The sequence below is a fragment of the Pseudemcibacter aquimaris genome, assembly GCF_028869115.1.
GTDB lineage: Bacteria > Pseudomonadota > Alphaproteobacteria > Sphingomonadales > Emcibacteraceae > Pseudemcibacter > Pseudemcibacter aquimaris.
The window spans coordinates 2,428,005-2,452,111 of sequence record NZ_CP079800.1 but is presented as its reverse complement, the minus strand read 5'-3'; the positions used below and the strand labels follow the sequence as shown (position 1 = coordinate 2,452,111).

Below are 24,107 nucleotides of genomic sequence, written 5' to 3'. Positions count from 1 at the left end.
TGATAGATAGAATGTCTAGAATTAATAGGCGAGTGTTTAGGCGCTTAATAAGAGGATTTCCTCCACCCTGCGGCTTTGGCTTCCTGCTCTGAACAAAAAAAGCGCTCGCCTTTGCTCTCGTCGATCCGAGTCTTCTCATACCAACGACCACCCGGGACATGATAAATTTTCTTACCTTTACTGCTGATATTGCCCTTAATTTTGCATTCGCCGTTTCGGTCGGATGACACCACCTGAGTTAATCGCTTTCCTCGACGCCATTCCCAAGGCAGCACAAAGTCACCTGCCCATATGCCAGCTTTATTACTTTTGGCGGACTGTTCCTGAGACACATAATCTTTAGAATATCGACGATATGCGACTGCCCACCCCTGAGAAACCATCCATGAGTTCAAGTCTTCGCCGTTCTTGTAACAAACAGCTATTGAGCGGCCATATCGATCAGTGTCCTTCACTGTACAACGGATAGGTGATCTTTGGATCTTGTCAGAAAGAGCGAGGGCTGCTTTCTGGCCGCACCGGTACGTTGACCCATTGGCCACACAGGTTTGTTTGCTCTCTGGTGTGTCGATGCCATGCAACCTGATGCGTGTGCCGTGGATTTCGAGTGTGTCTCCATCAATCACGGAGGCTGTGCCTTGGAGGTCTTCTGCCTGACATACAGTTGATAGGACGAGTAATGAGAATGCGGTTGCCGTTGTATGGATGAGTTTCTGCTTCATAGCTCAAGAGCCTCATCCCACAGCAGTGTTTTTACGAATAGGCTCGTTTCATTTCTTCTGAGCTTTTCACCTTCTTTTTCGAGGAGAAGGCCAGTCCAGCACAGGGGACGCAGGACATGCACATATAAATTGCTCAGAGTGTAATCGAAGTCTGTGCCCTCATGCTCGCCGTATAAGGCCCTTCTGATCTGGCCGCCCGTGGCCCCATTGGTTGTGAGGTCGCCTATTACATTTAGAAAAATGTCCCAGTTTCCCATTAGGCTATCGGAGCGTCTGGAAAAGCGGTGATGATCCACCTCAAACAAATAGATGGGGATCATCACTCCAAACAAGCGACCGGGCTGTTTAAACAGTTCCTTGCCTGTCTTCGTGAGTTTGAACTTGCCTTTGTAGTGGCGGCCAATTTTAAGGGTAATCAATAGGTCATGGAGATCCATGAGTGGGGGAAAGTCGATTTCATTCAGCACTTTGTTGAACTTGAACAGCTCGTCTTTCGAATAGCCCGGCCAGTTAAACTCACCTGCAGCCCATTCCACAAAGACCCGTTTGAAAGCCTTCGACGGCGTCAGGCCAATCCCATCATGTTCTTCAATGTAGGAGAGTAGCCTCTCCGACGCATTCATCATAGGAGAGAGCTTCAGGGCATCAGATGCATCTGGTATCGGCTTGAACCTGATCAACTATATCTCCCGCGCATACCATCGAACCTTGCCAATGATATTTACTTCATCAAGCGTGCGTTCATATGGGGAGTAAAAGTTATTGTCTGAGATCACCCGAACCATTGGGGGATCATTATTTGGAATGTTCTCGAGCCTCTTGGCAACCAGCCCCATGCCATCATGAAGAATAAATATGCCTGGAGGGGTGGGTGACTTTCGCCCTACGTCAACAAGTACCACATCGCCGTCATGCAGTGTGGGCATCATGCTGTCACCTTCCACATGCATGATCTTCAGGTTCTTGGGGTCGGCTTGTAATTTATGTTTTATCCACGAGCTCTGAAAATGATAGGGCTCACCGTGCTCGACGTCTTCAATGACTTCACGCCCTCCGCCCATAGAGGCTGTCAGCTTGACTGATGGCACGGCGACAAAGGCTTCATCCGGATCTTCCATGATGGGGTTTTCACCCTCAACATCTCCCATACCATGGAGCAGCCAGTTTCGCTCTACCTTGATAGCATCTGAGAGTTTGTCGAGTTTCTCTAGGTTTGGATTACCAGATCGACCACGCATAATATCATAGACAAATGATCTGTTGATATTAGCCATCTCTGCGACTTGACCAGCGTTGAGACCCAATTGGCGGGTCCGCGCTTTCAATCTATCAGCCATCGTATATTTCATAACTTATCCTCATGGTGTGGATATTGTGGATTAAAAAGGATTGATTAGTCTGTGTCAAGCGTTTATGGTATGGCGCTTGATTGCAGGGTTAATATTTTGATGAGCTTCATTGAGAAAGACTACTTCACGCTCGAAGAAATTGAAGCCCGTTGGGGGATGCCCCGGCGGGATTTGGTTTATTTGGCTGAAAACGGTCTGCTCAAGGTTTCAATTCGTTTGTTCGGCGTTGTCATTGAAACCGGATACATTGAAGAAGATGCAGAAACAGGTCAGGGCTTTACTGTGCCCTGTTCTCAGGATCGGTTTAAGGGGCTGCAAGATCTGAGAGACTTCGATGCTTATAAGATTTTCACAAATGGCTCTTCTGTCATCTCAGCTTTTGACGCGCCCCACATGGAATATTCGCACCTGCTTTCCCCCGAAGCTGGATTGCATGTAACGACCAAAGAGCTTGTAATTCGCCGGGAAGAGCGTGACCGCGTTGAGTTGAAACACAATTTGACGGGGGATGTGGATCATCCATCAAATCATGGATTCAAGCATAACAAGGATTTCACAGAGGTTTCCCTGAGTGGCAAAACCTATACCCTTGGGCCTATTCAGGCGGAGGTCGTCGCTCGCTTGCATCAATCTATGCTGGATGGGGGGATGTGGCGATCCGGCAAGCAGGTTCTGGCAGAAGCTGGTTCTCAATCCCATCGCATGCAGGATGTCTTTAAATCCCAGAAAAACCCGTCATGGCGTGATTTGATCGTCTCAAACAAACGTGGTCTTTACCGTTTAAACGTGGATGTGCGTAAAAGCTGATCCCCCGCTCTTTTTCCTTCATCTGTGCCGTGTTCGGCATCAGTCATCCCCCAGACATCCCTTCCTCACCCCTCATTCGTCCCCTTTGATGTGGGTTATATATCCACCAATCATCCACATTTAGTCCCCACGACGAATTTCGAATAACAGGCCATTCTTTCTTTGCAATTTGAAGCAAGCGAAAGGAATGGCAGATGTCCATTAAGCATTTAAATCAGATCGAGCTCGCCGATCGTTGGAACTTGAGCGAGCGCACCTTGGAACGGTGGCGTTGGTTGGGCGAAGGCCCTGCCTTTATGAAACTCGGTGGTCGGGTTGTTTACCGTGTTGAGGACATTGAAGCATTTGAGGCCAATCAAATGCGTCAAAGCACCACAGAAAACACCTACATTCAGGGAGGCGCAAAATGAGCCTTCCTATTATTTCTGCGGATGAACGCCTGAATGAGACCCGTGGGGTCAAAGGCGTGATCTTCGGCAAGTCTGGCATTGGCAAGACATCCTTGCTCTGGACGCTGCCAGCCAATGAAACCCTCTTCATGGATCTGGAAGCCGGTGACCTGGCTATTGAAGGCTGGACGGGTGATAGCATCCGTCCGCGCACTTGGCAGGAATGTCGGGACTTTGCTGTCTTTATTGGCGGACCCAACCCCTCGCTGCGTGATGATCAGCCATATAGTCAGGCGCACTTTGATGCCGTGTGTGAACAGTTCGGCAGCGCGGATGTTTTGAGCAAATACAAGACAGTTTTCATTGATAGCATCACTGTCGCCGGACGGCTGTGTTTCAACTGGTGCAAGGGGCAACCCCAAGCCATGTCTGATCGCACAGGCAAGCCTGATACTCGGGGGGCTTACGGCCTTCATGGTCAGGAGATGATCGCATGGCTTACGCATCTCCAGCATACCAGAGACAAAAACATCTGGTTTGTCGGCATCCTTGATGAGCGTCTGGATGACTTCAATCGCAAGGTCTTTGCCCCACAGATTGAGGGTGCAAAAACCGGATTGGAGCTGCCTGGCATCGTGGATCAGGTGATTACGATGGCTGAGATCAAGCCAGAAGAAGGCCCGGCCTACCGCGCATTCATCACACATACCATCAACCCTTATGGCTATCCGGCAAAGGACCGCTCTGGCCGCCTTGAGATGATGGAAGAGCCACGGCTCGACAGTTTGATGGGCAAAATTCATCAGCCGGTTCAGCCAGCAGCAGAGCGCCTGCAGCATCACTTCCCACAGCAATCCCAAGATAACGGCCCACAGCAGGGCGAGGAGCAATAATCATGACATGGAATGATTTCAACTCTGCTGATGAGCAGAATAATTACGACCTGATCCCAAAGGGAACCTTGGCGAAAGTGAGAATGACCATCCGTCCGGGCGGTTATGATGACCATACACATGGCTGGACTGGTGGCTACGCAACACGCAGTGACACTACCGGATCAATCTATCTGTCCTGCGAGTTTGTTGTGACAGATGGTCCCTATGCCCGTCGCAAGGTCTGGAGCCTGATTGGCCTCTACAGTCCAAAGGGGCCTGATTGGGCCAACATGGGCCGCTCTTTCATCAAGGGCATCCTGAACTCTTCGCGCAAGTTGCTGCCAAAAGACACGTCACCAGAAGCGCAAAACAAGCGGCGCATCTCCGGTTTGGCTGACCTGGATGGCATTGAGTTTCTGGCGAAGATTGATGTGGGCAAAGATCAAAACGGTGATGACAAAAACGAGATCCGTTTGGCGATCACACCGGACAACAAGGATTATGCCGCGTTGATGGGTAATCATGTTGCCCCGGCTCCCGATGCGCCTGCTGCAGCCCCTGCTAATCCGAACCGCCCGAGCTGGGCGCAGTAGGAGGCGGTCATGATTTTACGTCCCAGACAAAAGACCTTTGTGGAGCGCTGCACGGCGGCGCTCCATGAACACGGCAACACGCTCGGTGTGGCCCCGACAGGTGCGGGCAAGACCATCATGCTATCGGGTGTCGCAGGCGGCTATGTGGCAGACAGTGATGCCAAGGTATGTGTGCTCGCACACCGTGATGAGCTGACAGGTCAAAATGAAGCCAAGTTCAAGCGCGTCAATAGAGGGGCCAGGACGTCCCGTTTTGATGCGACCAACAAAGACTGGTCCGGCCAGACAACCTTCGCCATGGTCCAGACGCTCTCCAGACAGGCAAATGTCAAAGCCATGCCGAAGCTTGATCTGTTGGTTATTGATGAAGCGCATCATGCGGCAGCAGATAGCTATCGACGGGTAATAGATCAGGCATATGACCAGAACCCGGATCTCAAACTCTTCGGTGTTACCGCGACACCTAACAGGGGAGACAAGCAGGGGCTCAGACCTGTTTTCTCCAATGTAGGTGATCAAATCGCCATTGGGGAATTGATCGCATCGGGGCATTTGGTGCCGCCGCGCACCTTCGTCATTGATGTGGGCGCACAGAAAGAGCTTACCCAAGTCCGCAAGTCTGTCGATGATTTCGATATGGCACAAGTGGATGCCATCATGAACCGCTCGCCCATTACTGATGCGGTAATCAAGCACTGGCAGGATAAAGCCCATGATCGTCCGACAGTGGTCTTTTGTTCGACCATCAGCCATGCACAGAATGTGAGCGATGCCTTTAATGCGCATGGCGTGGCAGCAGCCGCTATTCACGGCGAGTTGTCTTCAAAAAGCCGTGCTGCAATCTTGAAGGCTTATGGTGATGGAGACATTCAGGTTGTCGTCAATGTGGCAGTTCTGACGGAGGGTTGGGACCATCCCCCAACTTCATGTGTGATCCTGCTGCGGCCTTCCTCATACAAATCGACTATGATTCAAATGGTAGGCAGGGGGCTTAGGACCGTTGATCCTGAAGAGTTTCCGGGTGTTGTCAAAACCGACTGTATCGTTTTGGACTTCGGCACATCCAGCTTGCTGCATGGGTCTCTTGAACAGGATGTAGATTTGGATCTGCGCACTGGCGACGGTGAGGCTCCCCAAAAGGAATGTCCGGAATGCCATGCGATGGTGCCGATCAGCAGTCGTGAATGTTCCATTTGCTCCCACGTGTTCGAGACAGAAACCACAGAAGGCACCCCTTTGTCGGACTTTATCATGTCTGAGGTGGATCTTTTGAAGCGATCTTCTTTCCGCTGGGTTGATCTGTTCGGTGATGACTTGGCCTTGATGGCCTGTGGGTTCAAAGCATGGGCTGGCATCTTTTATCTGGGCGGGCGTTGGTATGCTGTTGGTGGGGTGGACGGAAAGATCGTGCGTCTCCTCAGTGTGGGTGAACGCACAATATGTCTGGCGTCCGCAGATGACTGGCTCAATGACTATGAAAGTGATGAGACGGCTCACAAGACCAAAGGCTGGCTCAATCAGTCCGCCACGGCAAAACAGCTCGCCTTGCTGCCCGCTGACTACCGGATGGACTTTAGTCTGACACGCTATCAGGCATCAGCCCTGCTCAAGTTCCAATTTAACCGTGGCTCTATCCAGCAGCTCGTCATGCGCTCGGCAGAAGACCTGGCGGCATGACACGCGTCTCGTCCGGGCCAGTCTTTTGTGCGGTGTGCGACAGGCAAGCCCGAGGCTTCGGATGGTTTGATGCACGGAGCGCCCGAGGCAGCAAAGCGCGAGAAACAAGTTACAGAAAATTCTGCTCCATCCCTTGCCAGAGGGCTTGGTCCGCATGGAAGAAGAAAGGAAATAACCGGATGATTGATCCGACAAAAAATGAGAGTGCAGCCATGGAAGCTGCCTTGGTGCCGCTCGGCGAATATGTGGCCAGCATCGGAATGAACCGTCCTTTGGCTGACTATCAAAAAGACGAAGTCTTGGCCCTCATCGAAACCGTGGTTACGGCCTATCAGGATAATTTGCGCCAGCAGTTTCCTACATCAGAGGAGATCCCTTTCTGATGTTAGATTTTAATTCAAAAGAAAGCTTTGCAGATCGCGTCAACGATAAGATCGATGTGGCGCTGACCACAAAGTCCGCAAGCGAAACACCGCGTAGCTATCTCGGTGCGTCCCGTTTGGGTGTTGAATGCGCCCGCGCTTTGCAGTTCGAGTTTCAGAATGCCCCGAAGGATGAAGGGCGGGATTTCTCCGGGCAGTTGCTGCGGATTTTTGCGGCAGGCCACCTGTTCGAAGATTTAGCCATTGATTGGTTGCGTCAGGCAGGCTTTGAGATTTTCACGGAAAAACCAAACGGCCAGCAGTTTGGCTTCTCGGTTGCGGGTGGCCGTATCAAAGGTCATGTGGACGGGATTATCACCGCTGCTCCGCCGAGCTTGAAGCTTACATTTCCGATGCTCTGGGAGTGCAAGTCTATGAATGCCAAGTCATGGGCAGACACTGTCAAAAAAGGTGTCGTCAAATCCAAACCAATCTATGCGGCTCAGATGGCTATTTATCAGGCCTATATGGAAGGATCGGTTGAAGGGATTTCTTCCAACCCAGCTTTCTTCACGGCGGTCAATAAAGACACCGCAGAAATCCACCATGAGCTGGTGCCGTTTAATGCTGAGCTTGCGCAAAAGATGAGCGACAAGGCGGTGAACATTATCAAAGCCTGTGAGGCTGGAGAACTTCTGCCGCGCATCAGTGATGCGCCGACATTTTATCTCTGCCGTTTTTGTGACTGGCAGGATCGATGTTGGAAGGAGGCATAATGCAAGCGTCTTCTCCAACATCACCGTGGTTTGATTTTAATTCAGCCAATGACCAAACCGAGGCGGTTCATACCGACCAGCCGGATCGCAAGGCACCCGTTAAGGCACAGTTGCTTGGCAGCCTTGAAGGCTATCTGTTCCAGTTGTTCCCGGCTGGCAGCAAAAGGCATGGGCGGTTTGTTGTTGGGGATACGAGCGGGAGCAAAGGTCAAAGCTTAAGCGTTGATCTCACGGGCAGCAAAGCCGGGATGTGGCATGACTTTGCCACAGGAGAAGGCGGTGATGTCTTTGATCTGTTTGCATCTGTATGGGGTTTGAACAGCCATCATGACTTTGGCGAACTGCTGCAAAGGCTTGAAGACTGGCTGGGCATTGCGCCCGAGCGTTCGAGTGATACCAAACCTGCCGCACCCATTGTGGATGAGCTGGGAGCCTATAGTGCTAAATGGGATTATCTGGATGCGGACGGCCAGTTATTAGCCTGCGTCTATCGCTATGACACAGAGGCAGGCAAGGAGTTTAGGCCGTGGGATGTGCAGAGCCGCAAGATGAAAGCGCCTGACATTCGGCCCCTCTATAATTTGCCGGAGATACTCCAGTCAGGCCGGGTGGTTCTGGTGGAAGGAGAAAAATGCGCTGATGCTTTAGCTTCTATCGGTATCGCAGCAACAACGGCCATGTTTGGTGCTAAGGCCCCTCTGGATAAAACCGACTGGTCTCCGCTGAAGGGTAAGCAGGTTATCATCTGGCCTGATAATGATGAGGCTGGATATGCCTATGCCCAGAAGCTCTTGGCGGCACTGCCAAGATTCGGTGCAGCCAGTGTAACAGTTCTCTCCATCCCATCAGGCAAACCAGAAAAGTGGGATGCGGCTGACGCGGTTGCTGAAGGTTTTGATGTGCCCACGCTTTTGGAGGGGGATGTGCGCCCGGCCATTCCATCCTTCGCGCTTGAAGAGCTGATTGCTGACACGAGCCCAATGCCTGCAGACCTGGTCGCACCGCGTGTGATGACGCCTGGTAGTATTCTGGTTTTTGGCGGCGCACCCAAAGTGGGCAAGAGTGATTTCCTGTTGTCGTGGTTTATCCATTTGGCAGCGGGCGAGGAATTTCTCGGTATGTCGCCCTCTGGGGCACTGAAGATTTTCTATTTTCAGGCTGAGGTTCAATATCATTACTTGCGAGAACGTGTGCAGACGCTGGCTGTCTCCAGTGAGCTGAGAGCCCGCGCTGGGCGCAATCTCATTCTCACGCCGCAACTGCGCTTGCTTCTGAACAGTGAGGGTGTGGAGCAGTTGGCAAGAGCCATCCTGTCCAGATTCCCGGACGGGCCAGACATCATTGCCATTGATCCCATTCGTAATGTCTTTGATGGCGGCAGTGATGGCGGCGGCGAAAATGACAACGCAGCCATGATGTTCTTCTTGACCGAACGGGTCGAGAGGCTTGCCAAAATGGTCAATCCAGACGCAGCGGTTATTCTCGTTCATCACACAAGAAAGCTTCCTAAAAAGCAGCTGGAAGAAGATCCGTTTCAGGCACTATCGGGTGCCAGTGCTATGCGGGGATTTTATTCGTCCGGTCTTCTGCTGTTCAGGCCCGATGAAAGCAGGACTGAGCGTAACCTCTATTTTGAACTGCGCAACGGTCCAGCTCTCCCATACAAGCTCGTTGATAAGCTCGATGGGCGCTGGATGGAGCTCGACAAAAACAGCGAGCGTTTGGTCAATCAGGACTACGGGGAGAAGCTGGACGCTGAGCGCAGGCGCAAGCATGACGTGATCCTTCAGATCCTCTTTGAAGAGGCAAAGTCTGGGCGCGTCTACACTATGAACCAGTTTTGTCAGGCATTTGAGAATAGTGCTGGACTGGGCGGGGAGACCACCATTCGCAGGCGCTTGGATGTCTTGTCGACCAAAGGCTACATCAAGTTCTTCAGAGATGCTGAGCAATATGGGATCGCCCAGTCTGCCAGAACCAAATACGGCTTCATGTGTGTGGAAGATATGCGCATCGCTGGTGGTGATGATGTTGTCGATCCTGAAACCGGTGAGGTCACCTCAAGTGTTATTCCAGTTCTGCCATCACACTATAAATGCAGGTCCACGGCTGCAGCTTTGCCTGTCGAAGACCCTCTTGTCTGGCTCTATTACGAGGAGGGTAATCCATGATTTTTGCCCTCAAAATGTCTGCCAAACAGGGTGACAAACTGGACCAGTTTTTTGACAAACTGACCGATGTGACAAACTGGATTGGTGATCAATATCTCAATATTTACAGTCACTTAGGTGAAAAAATCCAGTTTGTCATGACGAACTGGATGACAAACTTGACGGACTGGAAATTCGTCAATGATTACAGTCTGTTATCAGTTTTTCCAGTTTGTCACACAACCCCCTCTCCCTACGGGAGAGAGTGCCCCTGTGGGTGGCACTCATCCCGTGCGGGAAGGGAGTGTCGTTCACCGTTCATCAATCACCATGAAAAAGAAGGAGAGAATTGCATGATCATTCTTGCACTCGATCTGGGCACCACCACGGGGTGGGCGCTCAGTCAATCAACCAACATCACTAGCGGCTCACAGTCGTTTAAGCCGGGCCGCTTTGAAGGGGGTGGAATGCGCTATTTGCGTTTCCAGTCATGGCTTCAGGAAATGAACACGCTGGCAGGCGGCATTGAGATGGTCTGCTTTGAGGAAGTACGCCGTCACATGGGCGTAGATGCCGCTCATGCCTATGGGGGCTTTTTAAGCCAGCTGAGCAGCTGGTGTGAGGCCGAAGAAATTCCCTATCAGGGCATCCCGGTCGGCACGATCAAGAAACACATCACAGGCAAAGGCAATGCAACTAAGGCCCAAATAATCAAGGCAGTTGAGGTGCTGGGATTTAATCCCGTTGATGACAATGAGGCTGATGCGCTGGCTTTGCTGAACCTGGCAAAGTCACAGTTTGAAGGAGGAGCGGCATGAGTGGGGAATTTTTGTTGAAACGCGCCGCTGAGACATTTGCGGAGCGTAAAGCTGCCTACGGCAACGCATCAGAGCTCTTCGATTGCATAGCAAAGCGCTGGACCATAGCACTGGGCACACAGGTGACAGCTGACCAGGTCGCCATGTGCATGATTGATCTCAAGATGGCCCGGCTCGCACATGATCCCTGTCATGCAGATAGCATTCTGGATGTCGCTGGTTATGCGGCTTGTCTCCATGAGGTCACCAGCAAGGGAGGTCAGACATGAAGAAATGGACGATCACCGAAGTTGAAGAGCGCTTGGCAGAAGCAGCATCAGTCTTAAGGCGGCTGCCTGAGAAGAAGCTGCAGGGATATTACACCGTGTGGCCAGAGATCACCCCGGAGTTTTCTGATCTGGTGGGGCAGAAGGATGTGAAGCCGCTGAAGCCATGGCCGTTGCCTGATGCCATCACCCGCATGGAAGAGTGTCTATCGTGGACAGTGGGGCTTGAGCCTGTAGACGGTAAGATCGTCTGGCTCAGGGCATCTGGGGCTCGCTGGAAGACTGTCTGCTGGACGGTTGGTCTCAAACGATCCGCTGCCCACGAACACTGGCTCTACGGCCTGTGCCTGATCACGCTCAAGCTCAACAGACAGCACGCCCCGACCAAGCGGTCCCGTCGGCATATCATTGACCTGGCAAGGGAGAGTAGCAGATAGAAAGGTGTCCGCCGGACACTTTTCGCTGAGACAAAACGGGCTGTTTTAGGCTATATTTTGATCAAGCTCGGGAGACTTGCGGGCACAGGGTGTTCCAGCAGTCGTTTCGAGAGATTCAAGCGAAATCCATAGCACATCTGAGAGCCACGGGTCCTTCCTGCGCACCAACCCTATGCGGGGGGGCTGCGCCCGGGACTTTTCTAGCGTCAGAACAAAAAATCAGGTTCGCAGTTCGCGGACAGGTTTGCAGATATCCAAAAGAGAAGAATATGAGTTTGCAGGTTGAGCAAATTGCGACCGAGCAGTTAATCCCCTATGCCCGGAACGCCAGAACCCATGGCCCGGAACAGGTGGCTCAAATTGCAGCCTCCATTGCGGAGTTCGGTTTTGTAAATCCAGTCTTGATTGGCGGCGATGATATTTTGATCGCGGGCCACGGACGTTTGCTCGCAGCCCAGAAACTGGGCTTGGATCAGGTGCCAGCTATTCGCCTTGATTATCTCACGGAAAGTCAGCGCAGGGCTTTGGTGATTGCAGATAACCGGATTGCAGAGAATGCGGGCTGGGATGAAGAAATGCTGCGCCTTGAACTGGCTGAGTTGTCTGAAGATGATTTCGATCTGGACCTACTTGGTTTTGATGGATCAGAAATCGATGACCTCTTGGTGGCGTTGGATGAAGACGGCGCTGAGGATCTGGACGGTGATATTCCTGAAGCAGAAGAAAATCCTGTAAGCAAAACAGGTGATCTCTGGATTTTGGGAGACCATAAACTGCTCTGCGGTAATGCGACTAAAGCGGAAGATATGGCCCTGCTCATGGGCAGCGAGTTTGCTGACATGACCTTCACTGACCCGCCTTACAATGTGAACTATGGCGACACGCCCAAAGACAAGTTGTCGAGCAAAGGTGGTTCCAAGGCCGGTCGCAAGATCATGAATGATAACCTGGGCGATGATTTTGAGGCATTCCTTACAGCTGCCTGCGAAAATATGCTGAAGGTCACCAAAGGTGGGCTTTATATCTGCATGAGTTCAAGCGAGCTAGACACTTTGCAAAGCGCTTTTAGAAGCGCTGGCGGGAAATGGTCCACTTTTATCATTTGGGCCAAAAACACTTTCACGCTCGGGCGCTCAGATTATCAGCGTCAGTATGAGCCGATCCTCTATGGCTGGAAGGAAGGCAATGAGCGCTATTGGTGCGGGGCTCGCGATCAGGGCGATGTCTGGTTCTATAACAAGCCACGCAAAAACGATCTCCACCCAACCATGAAACCCGTGGATCTGGTGGTGAGAGCCATCAAGAACTCCAGCAAAACCAAAGATATTATTCTGGACCCCTTTGGTGGGTCTGGCTCAACACTGATTGGTGCTGAGCATACAGGCCGTCAGGCAAGATTGATTGAACTTGATCCGCAATATGTAGATGTAATCATCAAGCGATGGCAGGAGATGACGGGATTGGATGCAATCCACGCAGAACACCAAAAAACATATGCGGAGCTGGCTGAAGAATAAAAAACCTCCGAAGAGGCGCTTCTTTGAGAGGCGTGGGAGGTGTTGTTGTAGTCCTTTTAGCGTCTGCCCGGCCCGTTGGGAAGTCTATTTTTTGTGAAGCACAAGGCAGGCGGCTTGCAGGGCTTTGGCAGCCTCTAGCATTTTGTCCAGATCAGCGATGGTGCCGATAGCGCCGTTGCGATTGTCTTCAACCATATTTCCGTGGCCCTCACTTGCCAGTTCAGCGGCAATTGCGAGGATATCCTTGAGGGCTTCCATATTGGCTTTGACCGCTGCGTTGATTGTTTTTGTATCCATGTTTTGTCTCCATTTCCTGAATTCATGAATGCTTGGAAGGGGCTGGATATCAAGTAAATAGAGGCGGTTAGAGAAGATGGGCGTATCCATTCGGGAATATGCGCGAAGGCGCGGTGTGAGTGATACGGCAGTGCGCAAAGCGATCAAGCAAGGACGCATTACGGCTGAGGCTGATGGCAGCATTGATGTTGAAAAAGCCAATGCCGATTGGAAGCGCAACACCTCAACCGTGCGGCAAAAAGTTAAAGCCGTCCCAAAGTCTGCTGTAGAGGCCGTTGAAGAAACGCTGAAAGAATCTGGCAGTCATGCAGGTGGAACCACCTTCATGCAGGCACGAACAGCTAATGAAGTCCTGAAGGCTCAAACGGGCCGCGTCAAACTCAAACAGCTCAAGGGAGAATTGATCGACCGGGATGCGGCGATAGCCCATGTGTTTCGGCTGGCCCGGCAGGAGCGGGATGCCTGGACATCATGGCCTTCTCGAATTTCCAGCCAGATGGCAGCGGATCTGGAAGTGGATGCCCATAAGCTACATGTAATGTTGGAAAGATATGTCCGAGAGCACCTCAGCGAGCTTGCCGCCGTCAAACCCAATTTCCGGGAATGATGCAGGGAGCACAGAATTTTATGACGGTGCGGATGCTGTTGAGCAAGCATGGCTTGGCGGGCTGGAGCCTGATCCCTTTTTGACGATTTCTGAATGGTCTGATCGCTATCGCTACCTGTCACCTAAATCAGCGGCAGAACCCGGGCGATGGCGCACAGAACGTACACCTTATCTGCGTGAGATTATGGACATGCTGTCCAGCCATGAGCCGGTACAGCGTGTGATTTTCATGAAGGGTGCCCAGATCGGTGGAACCGAGGCGGGTAACAATTGGATTGGTTATGTGATCCATATGGCACCCGGGCCGATGATGGCAGTTGCCCCAACGGTGGAGATGGCCAAAAGGAACTCCAAGCAGCGGATTGATCCTCTTCTTGAGGATTCAAAAGAATTAAAGGCACGGGTGAAGCCGTCCAGGTCACGGGATTCCGGCAATACGGTGCTGTCTAAAGAGTTTCCGGGCGGTGTGCTCGTTATGACGGGCGCAAACTCGGCAGTTGGACTGCGGTCCATGCCTGCTCGGTATCTCTTTATGGATGAAGTGGACGGTTATCCCGGCGATGTTGAAGGTGAAGGCGATCCTATTTTGCTGGCAGAGCGCCGAAGTGCGACCTTTCAGGGGCGCAGGAAGGTTCTGCTGGTGAGTACGCCGACATTAAAGGGATTGTCCCGCATAGCGCGGGAATTTGAGCATTCAGATCAACGCTATTTCCATGTGCCTTGCCCACACTGCGACCATATGCAGCCTTTGCGCTTCAGTCAGCTTCGCTGGAAAGAAGGGCAGCCAAAGGATGTGGTTTATGAGTGTGAATCTTGTGAAGAACATATCGCAGAACATCACAAAACAGCCATGTTGGCGGCAGGGCGCTGGGTGGCATCAAAAGAGGGTGATGGCAGAACAGTCGGATATCACCTGTCCTCGCTCTATAGCCCAGTTGGCTGGTTTAGCTGGTCAGAGGCGGCTCATATGTTTGAGCAGGCAGGCGAACACCCTGAATTAATGAAAAGCTTCGTCAATACGGTTCTAGGTGAGCCGTTTGAAGAAGAACATGAAGCCCCAGATTGGCACCGGCTATATGAACGCCGTGAAACCTATACAGAAAATACTATCCCAAAAGGCGGTTTGTTTCTGACGGCTGGTGTCGATGTGCAAAAAGATCGCCTTGAATGCGAGATTGTTGCATGGGGCCGAAACAAAGAAAGCTGGTCAGTCGGCTATGAGGTTATTGCTGGCGATACGGCAAGGCGTGAGGTCTGGCAGGAACTTGAAAAACTTCTGAATAGAGACTGGCTCCACGAAACCGGACATACCATGCCCATTCGCGTGATGGCGGTGGACTCCGGCTATGCCACACAGGATGTTTATGGCTGGGTGAAGGGCCACCCCCAAGCCGTTTGGGGCGCAGGCGGTGCGCGTGCCAGCCAACCACGCACTGTGGTGGCAATCAAGGGTCAGGACCGGGATACGGCGCTGATCTTGAGCGTGTCGAAAGCTGATGTTGGAGGTCGCAGACGCGGCCTTCGGGTCTGGAATGTTTCTGGTCCCGTGGCCAAAGTTGAACTTTACCGCTGGCTCAAACTGGATTGGCCCACAGAAAAAGAGCTGGAACTGGGTGAAACTTATCCGGCTGGTAGCTGTCATTTTCCGCAATATGGGGAAGAATATTTTAAGCAGCTGACAGCGGAAAAACGGATCATCCGTATTCACAAAGGGTATCCCCGCGCTGTGTGGGAGAAAGACCCCACACGCAATAATGAGGCGCTGGACTGCCGGGTTTATGCCCGAGCGGCAGCGAGCATTTACGGCCTTGATCGATTTATGGAGCGTCATTGGCTTCAGCTTGAAGAAAGCTTGGGCAAGCCTGTGCCGACGGCTCCGGTAGTTGATCAGCCGCAGGTGTCTGAGCCTGTTCATTTAAGTGATCGGTTAAAGCAGCGTCCGGTTCAAATGGCTGATGATCCGTATTTATAAGGAAACCTGATGACAGATTTAGCCATATTGCAATCACGGCTGACAGAAGCCGAGGATGCTTACCATTTACTGATGACCGGAGCGAAAGAAGTCTCGGTCAATATCGGCGGTTATGGCGCGGTGTCCTATCAGTCGGCTGATGTCGCAAATCTGGAAAAATATATCGCACACCTGAAGTTTGACATTCAGCGCAAGCAGGGAGGTGTCAGGCGTAAGCCCATCTATGTGGAGTTTTAAATGGTTTTCTTTAGGTCGCGGTAGAAGTTTTCGTGGGAACCCAGTGCAACGAGTGTCAACGTGATTGTTTGATCCTCGTAGCTGTAAGCCAGTAAAGTGAGCTGGTTTACCATTTTAAATTTATAGACAAGGATATCTGATAATTCGCCAGTCTTGAGCTGCCCAAGTTCAGGATCAGCTATGATCGCCCGGATTGCATCATCCATGTCGGCTTTTTGGTTGGGCTTTAATTTCTTATAGGCCTTTTTGAACGACGGTTTTTGTAAGATTTTCATAGTTTAGTCTTGGGAAAACTCAAACGGCTCTGTTTCTTCTTGTTTGGCAAGGAGAATTTCCTGAATGAAGCTATAGGGTAAGTCAGGGTTTTCTTCTGCAATCTTTCCAATGCGTGACCAATATTCGATCTGTTTGGGTGTTGAGCGACTGTAAACAGCAGCATATCGCTTTGCTTCACTGATTAACTCGTCTGAAAGCTTGATTGTAGTTGGCATTTTGATGTCTCTCTTCATGGCGCTTATGATTATATAATAGGTAATATGGAGTAAAAATGCAACCTAATAAAACATCAAGCCAGCCAGATACGGCGCACCGCGCTGCATCAACGACGGCTCGAGAGTTGGCCTCATGGCTCCCTCATGCCGGATCTGCTGACAGTGATCTAATTCCTGAGCTGGGGACTTTGGTCTCCAGATCGCGGGACCTTGTCCGCAATCACGGCGTTGCCTCTGGCGCAATCCAGACACTGACAGATAATGTGGTGGGGACTGGGCTCCGTTTGGCCGCTCAGCCTGACTATAAGTCACTTGGGAAGGATAAGGCGTGGGCTGATGAATGGTCCCGCCAGGTTGAATCCCAGTGGCGCAGTTGGGCGGAGACAACCGACTGTGATGCCGCCAGATCCTTGACCTTTGCAGGCATGACCTCGCAGGTGTTTCGATCTTCCATGTTAAACGGGGAAGCACTGGCTTTACCCTTATGGTTAAAAGGTCGCAGCTTCTCAACGGTCATCCAGCTTGTGGAACCAGACCGCTTGAGCAATCCGGACGGGAAGCAGGACGGTAAGCGCCTGCGCGGCGGTATTGAGATCGATCAATATGGTGCGCCAAAAGCCTATTGGATCAGAAAGAACCATCCTGGGGATGTGCTGATCTCTCTCGGTGTTGAAGATGATTGGCAGCGCATACCCATTCAGACGGCCTTTGGTCGCAGGCGGGTGTTGCATATCGCAGATTTTGAGCGCAGCGGTCAAAAGCGAGGCAAACCGCTTTTAACAAGTGTCATGCCGCTCTTTAAAATGCTTGATCATTATGAGCGTAGTGAGCTGCAGGCCGCTGTGGTCAACGCCATGATCGCTGCCTTTATTGAAACCCCGCTGGACGGCGAGGCCATCGGAGAAATGTTCGGCGGCAGCGTGGATGATTATATCGCAGCGCGTAATGAGTGGAAGGTGCGACTTCAGGGCGGTGCCATCATTCCGGTCTTTCCGGGGGATAAGGTCTCGCCCTTTACACCAAGCCGTCCTAATAGCGGATACGGCCAGTTTGTGGAGAATGTCCTGAGGCATGTCGGAACGGGATTGAACATTCCGTATGAACTGCTGATGAAGGACTTTTCCAAGACCAATTATTCCAGTGCGCGAGCCGCACTCATGGAAGCATGGCGCTATTTCATGGGCCGCAGGCAGTGGCTTGCAACCTATTGGGCACGGCCTGTCTATGAGCTGTGGCTGGAGGAAGCCATAAGTAAGGGCTTGGTGGAAGCTCCGGGCTTTTATCAAAACCGGGCGGCATGGACGCGCTCTAAATGGATTGGCCCCGGTCGCGGCTGGATTGATCCGGTCAAGGAAGCGGAAGCCTCCCGCATTCGCATGGAAAACGGTCTTTCCACACTGGAAGAGGAATGTGCCTCCCAAGGGTTGGACTGGGAAGAAGTGCTCGAGCAGCGTGCACGAGAACAAGCGAAGATGCGCGAACTTGGTCTTTCCACTCCGACTATGGCAGCTGAGGACAAACAGGATAATGATGATGAAACTATGGAACAGGATGGCTTGGAACAAGGCAGCCGGTGAACCTTGGGCAATAACGCCAGCGGGCCTTGAGACCATATTGGATATTGCCGCAAGGCAGAATGAGCCCCCGGAAGCGGTGGCCGCCAAGCTGGGACGGGAACTCCAAAATACGCACCGTCTGGAAATGAGAGAGAATATAGCGGTCCTGCCTTTGGTTGGGCCGCTTTTTCGTTATGCCAACCTGTTTACGCAGGTAAGCGGCGCATCCTCTTATGAACTGCTGGCCAAGGATTTTACCGCAGCGCTGGAGAACCCCGAGGTTCAGGCAATTGTCCTTAATATCGACTCTCCGGGCGGTGAGGTAAATGGCTGCGCTGAGCTTGCCGACATGATCTATGAGGCACGCGGCAGAAAACCCGTCATTGCTTATGCATCCGGCGATGCGGCCTCTGGTGCCTATTGGATTGCTGCAGCAGCAGACGAAATTGTGGTTTCAAAGACCAGTGCCCTTGGCTCCATCGGTGTGGTGGGCGTTTATCAAGGCGGCAAGGATACAGACACGGTTGAAGTGGTGTCTTCGCAGAGCCCCTTTAAGCGATTAGATCCCGGCTCCGATGAGGGGCGCGCCAGATTGCAAAAGCGCATTGATGCCATGGCAGGTGTCTTTGTTGACGCGGTCGCCAAATATCGCGGCGCAACTGCGGCCCATGTCCAGGAATATTACGGCAGCGGCGATGTGTTCATCGGCGGTGATGCGGTGAGCCAAGGTCTGGCTGACCGTGTTGGCTCTTTTGAAAAACTCCTGAGTGAACTTGGGGGTAATGGTGGAGGTGAGCGCATGCAGGCGTCTTCCTCAAATTCGATAAGTCCACAGGAGAAAAATATGGATGACATCAAAAGCCTGCGGGAGGCTTATCCCGACCTGACGGCCAGTCTTGAACAAGAAGCTCAAGGGGGCGGTATTAAAGCGGAACGAGATCGCTTGAAAGAGATCTTATCGCACACAGAAGCAGCGGATCGCAGCGAGCTTGCCAAGCATCTTGCTTTTGAAACCGACATGACGGTGGAGGCTGCTGTGGCACTGCTTTCAAAAGCGCCCAAAGAGCAGCAGTCACATGCTGAGGCATCAGGGTTTCAGGCCGCCATGGATGAAATTCCAAACCCAACAATCACCCCAAGCCGGGAAGAAGACGAAGAAGCGGATGAAGATGTCGCCAAACGTCTCGCTTCTTATTAATCAACAGGAGACATCCTATGACCGCACAAGGTTTTACAGATCAGGGTGCCTATACGCCCGACAATCTTCACTCCGGGGAATTCCCCTCCATTCAGCGCACAGAAACCATCACGGGAGCGATTACCCTTCATCGCGGCGCTGTTCTTGGCCGGATTACAGCAAATGGCTTTTACACGCTTAGTGATGCAGCTGCTGTGGACGGTTCAGAAAAGCCTGTCGCCATTCTCGCCGAAGACATCGATGTGACGGCGGGTGATGCAGACGCTGTCGTCTATCACGCGGGTGAATTTAACATCACTGCCTTGCTCTTTGGCTCTGGCCATAGCGCGGCAACCTTTGAAGAGTCCCTCAAAACATTGGGACCTGACAGCATCTTCTTGCGCAAAAATCAGGAGGCTTAAAAGATGGTCGATATTTTCTCTACCTTTGTCCTGAACCGGACCGTTGAATATTTGGAGCGACCGGCTTCCTTTTTGCTGGATACATTCTTTGGGCAGATGCAGACGGAAGAGTCTGAAGAAATCCACTTCGATGTAGATCAGTCCAAGCCGCGCATCGCGCCTTTCGTGTCCCCTTTGGTGGCAGGCCGCGTTGTTGATCAGGAAGGCTTTAGCACTCAGAGCTTCAAGCCTGCCTATGTAAAAGACAAGCGCCGCTTTGATGCGAATACGCCGATCAAACGCCTGATCGGTGAAAAGATTGGCGGCAGCTTGCCAGCCAGTCGGCGCATGGAAGCAGCCGTGAACCGCTCTTTGCGTAACCAGCTTGAGAACCTGACGCGCCGCGAAGAAGTAATGGCAACGGAAGCCTTGCTGAGCGGTCGTGTGACCGTGAGCGGTGAGGATTATCCAACCCAGGTGGTGGACTTTAAGCGTGATGCGGCTTTGACCGTGGCACTCACAGGCACAGCCAAATGGGATGATGTGACGGCACCAGCCCTTGACCAGCTTGAAGACTGGGCGGGGCTCATTCAGGAAAAATCCGGTGCTGTAGCTCGAACGGTCATCATGGACCCGAAAGCATGGCGTTTGTTCCGCAACAATAATCAGGTGAAGGGACAGCTTGAAATCCGTCGCGGTACCAATGCCAGCATCTCCACTGATCCGATGGTGCGCGGTCAAGGCAGCGAAAAAGCGCGGTATGTGGGCTCCATCGGGGATTTTGACTTCTATGTCTATAACGATGTCTACATCGCCGACAATGGCACGCTGACAAATCTCTTGCCGGACAATACGGTGCTGCTGGTCAGCCGCAATCAGCTGGAAGGCACGCGCTGCTACGGCATGATTATGGATGAAAAGGCGGGCTTTAAGGCTCAGCGCTATTTCTCCAAGTCATGGCTCGAAGAAGATCCTGCTGTGCGCTGGCTTTTGATGCAGTCTGCACCGCTGGTGGTGCCTTATCGCCCGAACGCCTCTCTCGCTGCAACTGTGGCATAAGGGAGGGTGATATGAAGGTAATTGCAATTTCTAGCCTGCAGGGCCGCCAATTTACCGTTAAACCCGGTGAGACCACTGACCTTGAAAAGGCAGATGCGGAGCGTTTGATCAAGCTTGGTTTTGTCAAAGCAGCCACGTCTGCCTCTTCGATTGAAACGACAGCCTCTGATGATGGTGACATGTCAGCTATGCTGGATGCCATCTCTGTTTTGGACGCAGATGGTTTTGGCAAGGACGGCAAGCCGCTCGTTAAAGCTCTGGAAGATATTCTTGATAAGGATATAACAAGTCAGCAGCGTGATCTTGCTTGGGAGCAGTTTAATAAGGCGGAGACATGATCCCCGCCTTTGAACGGGCTGCGCTTAAACTCTTTGAAAAGCTAGCTGTCGATGCGACCTATCAGCCAACTGTTGGCGATCCAATTCCCTGCAAAGCAGTGCTCAAGATCCCTGATCAGATTTATGACTTTCGGGAAACCCAAATTCATACAGGCAGCCAAATGGCGGAGCTGTTGGTCTCGGTTGTCCCGAATCCGAAAGCCGGAGATGGGCTCACTATTGGTGCGGTGTCCTACAGCATTCAGGGTGAACCACAAAAAGATCAGCACGGTCTGATCTGGAAATTGGATCTGGTGAAAGCATGAGACTAAAGGCTGCGCTTGAAGGCAATCTGGATGCTTATTTGAAGAAAGAACTTCTGATGGGCGAAAGAGCTGTCACCAAGGCAGTGCGTCAAGCCACGTCTGGTTTGAAACAATCCATGCGATCCCAAGTGGTTGCCAGTGGTCTTGGGCCGAGGCTGGCGAGGACATGGCGCGGGGACGTTTATCCCCGTCGCGGTGAAAGCCTCAAGGCTGCTGGGCTGGTTTACACCAAAGCCCAGAAGATCATGGAAGGTTTTGAAGAGGGACAAGTGATCCGCGCCAAGGACGGCTTCTGGCTGGCTATTCCCACACCTAATGCGCCAAAGCGGGTAATGGGCAAACGGGTCACGCCGGGTAATCTGGAAAAAGCCAGAGGTATGAGGCTGCAGTTTGTTTATCGCAAACGAGGCCCCAGTCTGTTGGTTGCCCAAAATATGCGGGCATCCTATTCCCGAAAAACTGGGGAACTGCGCGGGTTTAGAAAAGCCAGTCAGAGAGCCCTTAAAACCGGTAATGGCTTGTCATCTGTGGTGATGTTCTGGCTCGTGCCGCAGGTCAAATTGCCCAAACTGATCCGTTTTGAACCGGAAGCCATCAAATGGCACAGCCGTTTGCCGGAGTTTGTGCTGCGGCATTGGAAAGACAGTATCAAATAGTCCTTACTGGAGAAGTTATGACCTCAGCTCGCGAACAGGCCCTTCAGGGTCTTTTTTTGTGCCTGCAATCGGGCGTGACAGGCCCGGTAGTACTCCGCAGTGAGATCCTGCCAACGGCTATTCCAAATACGGGTCTGTTGATCTTGCGCGATGGTGATCTAGGCAGTCCGGAAATCACATTATCTCCTGTGCGCTATCACTTTGAGCACCGCGCTGAGATTGAGGTGATTGTGCAGGACAAGGACGCGCCCTCTCGGGATCTTCTGATCGATGGCCTGCTTGCTCAAATCGCAGCGGCTGTTCTTGGTGACCAGACATTATCTGGCGCGGTGGACTTTGCCCGTCTCGGCAGTCCCGAGTTTATGGACGAAGCCATTGAAGGGGCTCCGGCCCTCAAGGCGGCAGTCATCCCTGTTTATCTCGAATATTCAACATCTAATCCCTTAACCTGAAGGAGCCAGCTATGGCGAGAGCTTATGGATGGAATGTCAGGCTGTTGCTTGGCTTTGAAACAACATATGGAGAAGCGCCTCTGGCAGGCAGCTTCATGAAAGTCCCCTTTATTTCTTCGACACTGGATTCTGAGCAAGGTTTGCTTGAAACCAGTGTGCTTGGCCTTGGTCGTGACCCAACCGCACCTTTTCAGGATGTGATCAATGTGGAAGGTGATCTGGTCGTGCCAGTGGACCTCAGAAACATCGGTTATTGGCTGAAAGGAGCCTTTGGTGTTCCCGTATCTGTCGGTGCAGGTCCTTATACCCATGATTTTGAATCTGGCGGTATCAGTCTGCCGAGCCTGAGTTTGGAGCTAGGGATGCCCGAAGTGCCAGACTTTCCGCTCTTTGCAGGCGTCAGGGTCAATAGCATGGCCTTCAACTTTCAAAGATCAGGGGAAGCCCAGGTGACGCTCGGTCTTATTGGTCAGGGCGAGATTGCAGCTGCTGCAACCCGCGATGCTTCGCCGGGTGAGGCGATCTATACGCGCTTTTCTCAGTTTCAGGGATCAATCAAACAAGGCGGTGCAGATCTTGGGGATGTGACCACAGCATCGATCACTTACAGCAATAATCTGGAGAAAGTGGAAACTATCCGGGATGACGGCATGGTGGCAGCTATTGAGCCGGGCATGTCCAGCCTCTCAGGCTCAATCACTGTGCGCTACAGTGACACCACGCTCATGGATGCAGCCCGTGCTGGTACGCCCATTGACCTGGAGCTCAGCTATACCATCGATGCCAATCAGAAACTGCAGATCATCGCCCATGAGGTCTATCTGCCAAAGCCAAAGCGCAGTGTCAGCGGACCGGGCGGCATTGAAGCCACCTATGATTTCCAAGGGGCCAAGGATGATGTGCTTGGCAAGATGCTCACCATCACACTCACCAACGATATGACGGATTACGCTTAAAAAAGCAGAGGCCCCATAATCGGGGCCTCGCGGTCTGTGAACGAATTCAACAGATGGGATTGGCTACAGCTTAATGCTGTTTGAACGCTGGTCAACAGAAAGAGACAAAAATGCTTAAACTCAATCTTCCCAAGGAACCTTATTGGATTGACCTTGGTGCAGGCGTGCGCGTGAAGGTGCGCCCCTGTACCAGTGCTGTATTTTATCAGGCGCGCGCCGAGATGAACCAGAAACTCCAGAAGCTGGGTGAAGAATATCGCTCGCTTAAAGATGTGGGAGCTACAATCACGGATCTGCCTGATCTTGAAAACCCAAGCATCCGCGAGGCCCTTGCAGAGCAATATCTCACGCTCGGTTTGGCGCAGTCAGCTATTATCGAATGGGAAGGTGTGCTGGAAGCTGATGATGACCAGAATGCTCCTGCAACGCCTGAGAAAATCGAAGAGCTATTTTCTGCTTACTGGGTAATTGCAGAAACCTTCCGACAGCAATACACGGGATTGAAGGAATTGCTGGAAGCGGAAAAAAACGGCTCAAGGCCCGCGCCAGGTGGCACGCCAGCGACGGGTCAGCCTACTGTGCTAGCTGCAGAGAAAGCGACAGCCCCTGCGCAAAAGGTCAAAAAGGCATAGAGGGCAAACGCTGCCCTTATCATGAACATGAGATGCAAAGTCTGGAAGGCTGGCAGGCTTGGGATCTCCTCATTAAACTATCTCCCACGATTGAACGTAAATTCCCGGTAACAGAAGCTCTGAAGTTGGGCGAGACGCTGGGATATGACACTCAAGCTATGGCGGAGTTTCTGCCAGAAGTCGCCCTTGGCGTCGCTCTTGGTTTTAAGGACCTGGAGCAAAACTAACCCCAA

General features: G+C 52.0%; 32 protein-coding genes. 26 read left to right on the top strand and 6 right to left on the bottom strand.

Features of this window, described 5'->3' with window-relative positions; genetic code table 11:
* Positions 1–44 precede the first annotated feature (44 nt).
* Genes KW060_RS11585 through KW060_RS11575 form a run of 3 tightly spaced genes read right to left on the bottom strand, consistent with a single transcriptional unit; the run spans position 45 to position 2,071 of the window.
* Complete coding sequence (locus KW060_RS11585) at positions 45–722, bottom strand: thermonuclease family protein (protein ID WP_249037136.1); 678 nt, start codon at positions 720–722, stop codon at positions 45–47.
* The gene (locus KW060_RS11580) at positions 719–1,402 is read right to left on the bottom strand and encodes a hypothetical protein (protein WP_249037137.1); all 684 of its coding nucleotides are present in this window, start codon (positions 1,400–1,402) and stop codon (positions 719–721) included. The genes KW060_RS11585 and KW060_RS11580 overlap by 4 nt, the downstream gene beginning before the upstream one ends.
* The gene (locus tag KW060_RS11575; protein ID WP_249037138.1) at positions 1,403–2,071 is read right to left on the bottom strand and encodes an XRE family transcriptional regulator; all 669 of its coding nucleotides are present in this window, start codon (positions 2,069–2,071) and stop codon (positions 1,403–1,405) included.
* Positions 2,072–2,140: 69 nt separating this feature from the next.
* On the opposite strand from KW060_RS11575, the gene KW060_RS11570 reads away from it, so the two are divergent.
* The 12 genes from KW060_RS11570 to KW060_RS11515 all read left to right on the top strand — a co-directional run bounded on the left by KW060_RS11570 (position 2,141) and on the right by KW060_RS11515 (position 12,738).
* Entirely contained in the window at positions 2,141–2,878 is a 738-nt protein-coding gene (locus KW060_RS11570) for a hypothetical protein (RefSeq protein ID WP_274757268.1), read from the top strand.
* Between the two features lie 194 nt (positions 2,879–3,072).
* Positions 3,073–3,288, top strand: coding sequence for a helix-turn-helix transcriptional regulator (locus tag KW060_RS11565; protein ID WP_274757267.1), 216 nt, complete (start codon positions 3,073–3,075; stop codon positions 3,286–3,288).
* A complete protein-coding gene (locus tag KW060_RS11560; RefSeq protein ID WP_274757266.1) occupies positions 3,285–4,160 on the top strand; it encodes an ATP-binding protein in 876 nt (291 codons plus the stop codon). The genes KW060_RS11565 and KW060_RS11560 overlap by 4 nt, the downstream gene beginning before the upstream one ends.
* A gap of 2 nt (positions 4,161–4,162) precedes the next feature.
* Entirely contained in the window at positions 4,163–4,735 is a 573-nt protein-coding gene (locus tag KW060_RS11555) for a hypothetical protein (RefSeq protein ID WP_249037179.1), read from the top strand.
* Positions 4,736–4,744: 9 nt separating this feature from the next.
* Positions 4,745–6,412, top strand: a complete 1,668-nt coding sequence (locus tag KW060_RS11550; protein WP_249037178.1) for a DEAD/DEAH box helicase — start codon at positions 4,745–4,747, stop codon at positions 6,410–6,412.
* Positions 6,413–6,591: 179 nt separating this feature from the next.
* Positions 6,592–6,795, top strand: coding sequence for a DUF6511 domain-containing protein (locus KW060_RS11545; RefSeq protein WP_274757265.1), 204 nt, complete (start codon positions 6,592–6,594; stop codon positions 6,793–6,795).
* Positions 6,795–7,550: a hypothetical protein gene (locus KW060_RS11540; protein WP_274757264.1), complete on the top strand. Its 756-nt coding sequence runs from the start codon at positions 6,795–6,797 to the stop codon at positions 7,548–7,550. The genes KW060_RS11545 and KW060_RS11540 overlap by 1 nt, the downstream gene beginning before the upstream one ends.
* The gene (locus tag KW060_RS11535; protein WP_274757263.1) at positions 7,550–9,721 is read left to right on the top strand and encodes an AAA family ATPase; all 2,172 of its coding nucleotides are present in this window, start codon (positions 7,550–7,552) and stop codon (positions 9,719–9,721) included. Before KW060_RS11540 ends, KW060_RS11535 begins: the two co-directional genes overlap by 1 nt.
* Before the next feature lie 332 nt (positions 9,722–10,053).
* Entirely contained in the window at positions 10,054–10,518 is a 465-nt protein-coding gene (locus tag KW060_RS15970) for a RuvC family protein (protein WP_420833192.1), read from the top strand.
* Positions 10,515–10,787 (top strand): DUF6378 domain-containing protein, encoded by a 273-nt coding sequence (locus tag KW060_RS11525; RefSeq protein WP_249037168.1) that lies wholly within the window; start codon positions 10,515–10,517, stop codon positions 10,785–10,787. Before KW060_RS15970 ends, KW060_RS11525 begins: the two co-directional genes overlap by 4 nt.
* On the top strand, positions 10,784–11,221 hold the full coding sequence (locus tag KW060_RS11520) for a DUF6362 family protein (RefSeq protein WP_249037167.1): 438 nt from the start codon (positions 10,784–10,786) through the stop codon (positions 11,219–11,221). The genes KW060_RS11525 and KW060_RS11520 overlap by 4 nt, the downstream gene beginning before the upstream one ends.
* Before the next feature lie 269 nt (positions 11,222–11,490).
* The gene (locus tag KW060_RS11515) at positions 11,491–12,738 is read left to right on the top strand and encodes a site-specific DNA-methyltransferase (RefSeq protein ID WP_274757262.1); all 1,248 of its coding nucleotides are present in this window, start codon (positions 11,491–11,493) and stop codon (positions 12,736–12,738) included.
* Positions 12,739–12,822: 84 nt separating this feature from the next.
* Here the strand turns inward: KW060_RS11515 and KW060_RS11510 are convergent, their stop codons facing one another.
* The gene (locus KW060_RS11510) at positions 12,823–13,035 is read right to left on the bottom strand and encodes a hypothetical protein (RefSeq protein WP_249037152.1); all 213 of its coding nucleotides are present in this window, start codon (positions 13,033–13,035) and stop codon (positions 12,823–12,825) included.
* A gap of 76 nt (positions 13,036–13,111) precedes the next feature.
* On the opposite strand from KW060_RS11510, the gene KW060_RS11505 reads away from it, so the two are divergent.
* From KW060_RS11505 to gpW, 3 genes are read left to right on the top strand one after another with little or no spacing between them, the layout of a single operon-like run.
* Positions 13,112–13,642, top strand: a complete 531-nt coding sequence (locus tag KW060_RS11505) for an elements of external origin (RefSeq protein ID WP_274757261.1) — start codon at positions 13,112–13,114, stop codon at positions 13,640–13,642.
* Positions 13,587–15,614 carry a phage terminase large subunit family protein gene (locus KW060_RS11500; RefSeq protein WP_274757260.1) on the top strand — a complete coding sequence of 676 codons (2,028 nt, stop codon included), beginning with the start codon at positions 13,587–13,589 and terminating at the stop codon, positions 15,612–15,614. Before KW060_RS11505 ends, KW060_RS11500 begins: the two co-directional genes overlap by 56 nt.
* Positions 15,615–15,623: 9 nt before the next feature.
* Complete coding sequence (gpW, locus tag KW060_RS11495) at positions 15,624–15,851, top strand: gpW family head-tail joining protein (protein WP_249037155.1); 228 nt, start codon at positions 15,624–15,626, stop codon at positions 15,849–15,851.
* Here the strand turns inward: gpW and KW060_RS11490 are convergent.
* Both KW060_RS11490 and KW060_RS11485 read right to left on the bottom strand, forming a co-directional pair.
* Positions 15,848–16,126 carry a type II toxin-antitoxin system RelE/ParE family toxin gene (locus tag KW060_RS11490; protein ID WP_249037156.1) on the bottom strand — a complete coding sequence of 93 codons (279 nt, stop codon included), beginning with the start codon at positions 16,124–16,126 and terminating at the stop codon, positions 15,848–15,850. The genes gpW and KW060_RS11490 overlap by 4 nt on opposite strands.
* 3 nt (positions 16,127–16,129) lie before the next feature.
* Positions 16,130–16,342, bottom strand: a complete 213-nt coding sequence (locus KW060_RS11485) for a ParD-like family protein (RefSeq protein WP_249037157.1) — start codon at positions 16,340–16,342, stop codon at positions 16,130–16,132.
* Between the two features lie 56 nt (positions 16,343–16,398).
* Here KW060_RS11485 and KW060_RS11480 point away from each other — a divergent pair, with 56 nt between their 5' ends.
* The 11 genes from KW060_RS11480 to KW060_RS11430 all read left to right on the top strand — a co-directional run bounded on the left by KW060_RS11480 (position 16,399) and on the right by KW060_RS11430 (position 24,101).
* Positions 16,399–17,919, top strand: coding sequence for a phage portal protein (locus tag KW060_RS11480; RefSeq protein ID WP_274757259.1), 1,521 nt, complete (start codon positions 16,399–16,401; stop codon positions 17,917–17,919).
* Positions 17,870–19,096, top strand: a complete 1,227-nt coding sequence (locus KW060_RS11475; RefSeq protein WP_338050534.1) for a S49 family peptidase — start codon at positions 17,870–17,872, stop codon at positions 19,094–19,096. The genes KW060_RS11480 and KW060_RS11475 overlap by 50 nt, the downstream gene beginning before the upstream one ends.
* Positions 19,097–19,113: 17 nt before the next feature.
* Entirely contained in the window at positions 19,114–19,497 is a 384-nt protein-coding gene (locus tag KW060_RS11470; RefSeq protein ID WP_274757258.1) for a head decoration protein, read from the top strand.
* 3 nt (positions 19,498–19,500) lie between these two features.
* Positions 19,501–20,535: a major capsid protein gene (locus KW060_RS11465; RefSeq protein ID WP_274757257.1), complete on the top strand. Its 1,035-nt coding sequence runs from the start codon at positions 19,501–19,503 to the stop codon at positions 20,533–20,535.
* An 11-nt stretch (positions 20,536–20,546) separates the two neighbouring features.
* On the top strand, positions 20,547–20,873 hold the full coding sequence (locus tag KW060_RS11460) for a hypothetical protein (protein WP_249037181.1): 327 nt from the start codon (positions 20,547–20,549) through the stop codon (positions 20,871–20,873).
* Positions 20,870–21,178: a head-tail joining protein gene (locus KW060_RS11455; RefSeq protein WP_249037182.1), complete on the top strand. Its 309-nt coding sequence runs from the start codon at positions 20,870–20,872 to the stop codon at positions 21,176–21,178. Before KW060_RS11460 ends, KW060_RS11455 begins: the two co-directional genes overlap by 4 nt.
* Complete coding sequence (locus KW060_RS11450) at positions 21,175–21,834, top strand: DUF6441 family protein (protein ID WP_274757256.1); 660 nt, start codon at positions 21,175–21,177, stop codon at positions 21,832–21,834. The genes KW060_RS11455 and KW060_RS11450 overlap by 4 nt, the downstream gene beginning before the upstream one ends.
* 17 nt (positions 21,835–21,851) lie before the next feature.
* Positions 21,852–22,286: a hypothetical protein gene (locus KW060_RS11445; RefSeq protein ID WP_249037199.1), complete on the top strand. Its 435-nt coding sequence runs from the start codon at positions 21,852–21,854 to the stop codon at positions 22,284–22,286.
* Positions 22,287–22,297: 11 nt separating this feature from the next.
* On the top strand, positions 22,298–23,242 hold the full coding sequence (locus tag KW060_RS11440; protein ID WP_274757255.1) for a phage tail tube protein: 945 nt from the start codon (positions 22,298–22,300) through the stop codon (positions 23,240–23,242).
* A gap of 110 nt (positions 23,243–23,352) precedes the next feature.
* Positions 23,353–23,874, top strand: coding sequence for a hypothetical protein (locus KW060_RS11435; protein ID WP_249037067.1), 522 nt, complete (start codon positions 23,353–23,355; stop codon positions 23,872–23,874).
* Positions 23,875–23,906: 32 nt separating this feature from the next.
* Positions 23,907–24,101: a hypothetical protein gene (locus tag KW060_RS11430; RefSeq protein WP_249037066.1), complete on the top strand. Its 195-nt coding sequence runs from the start codon at positions 23,907–23,909 to the stop codon at positions 24,099–24,101.
* The last annotated feature ends 6 nt before the right edge of the window (positions 24,102–24,107 follow it).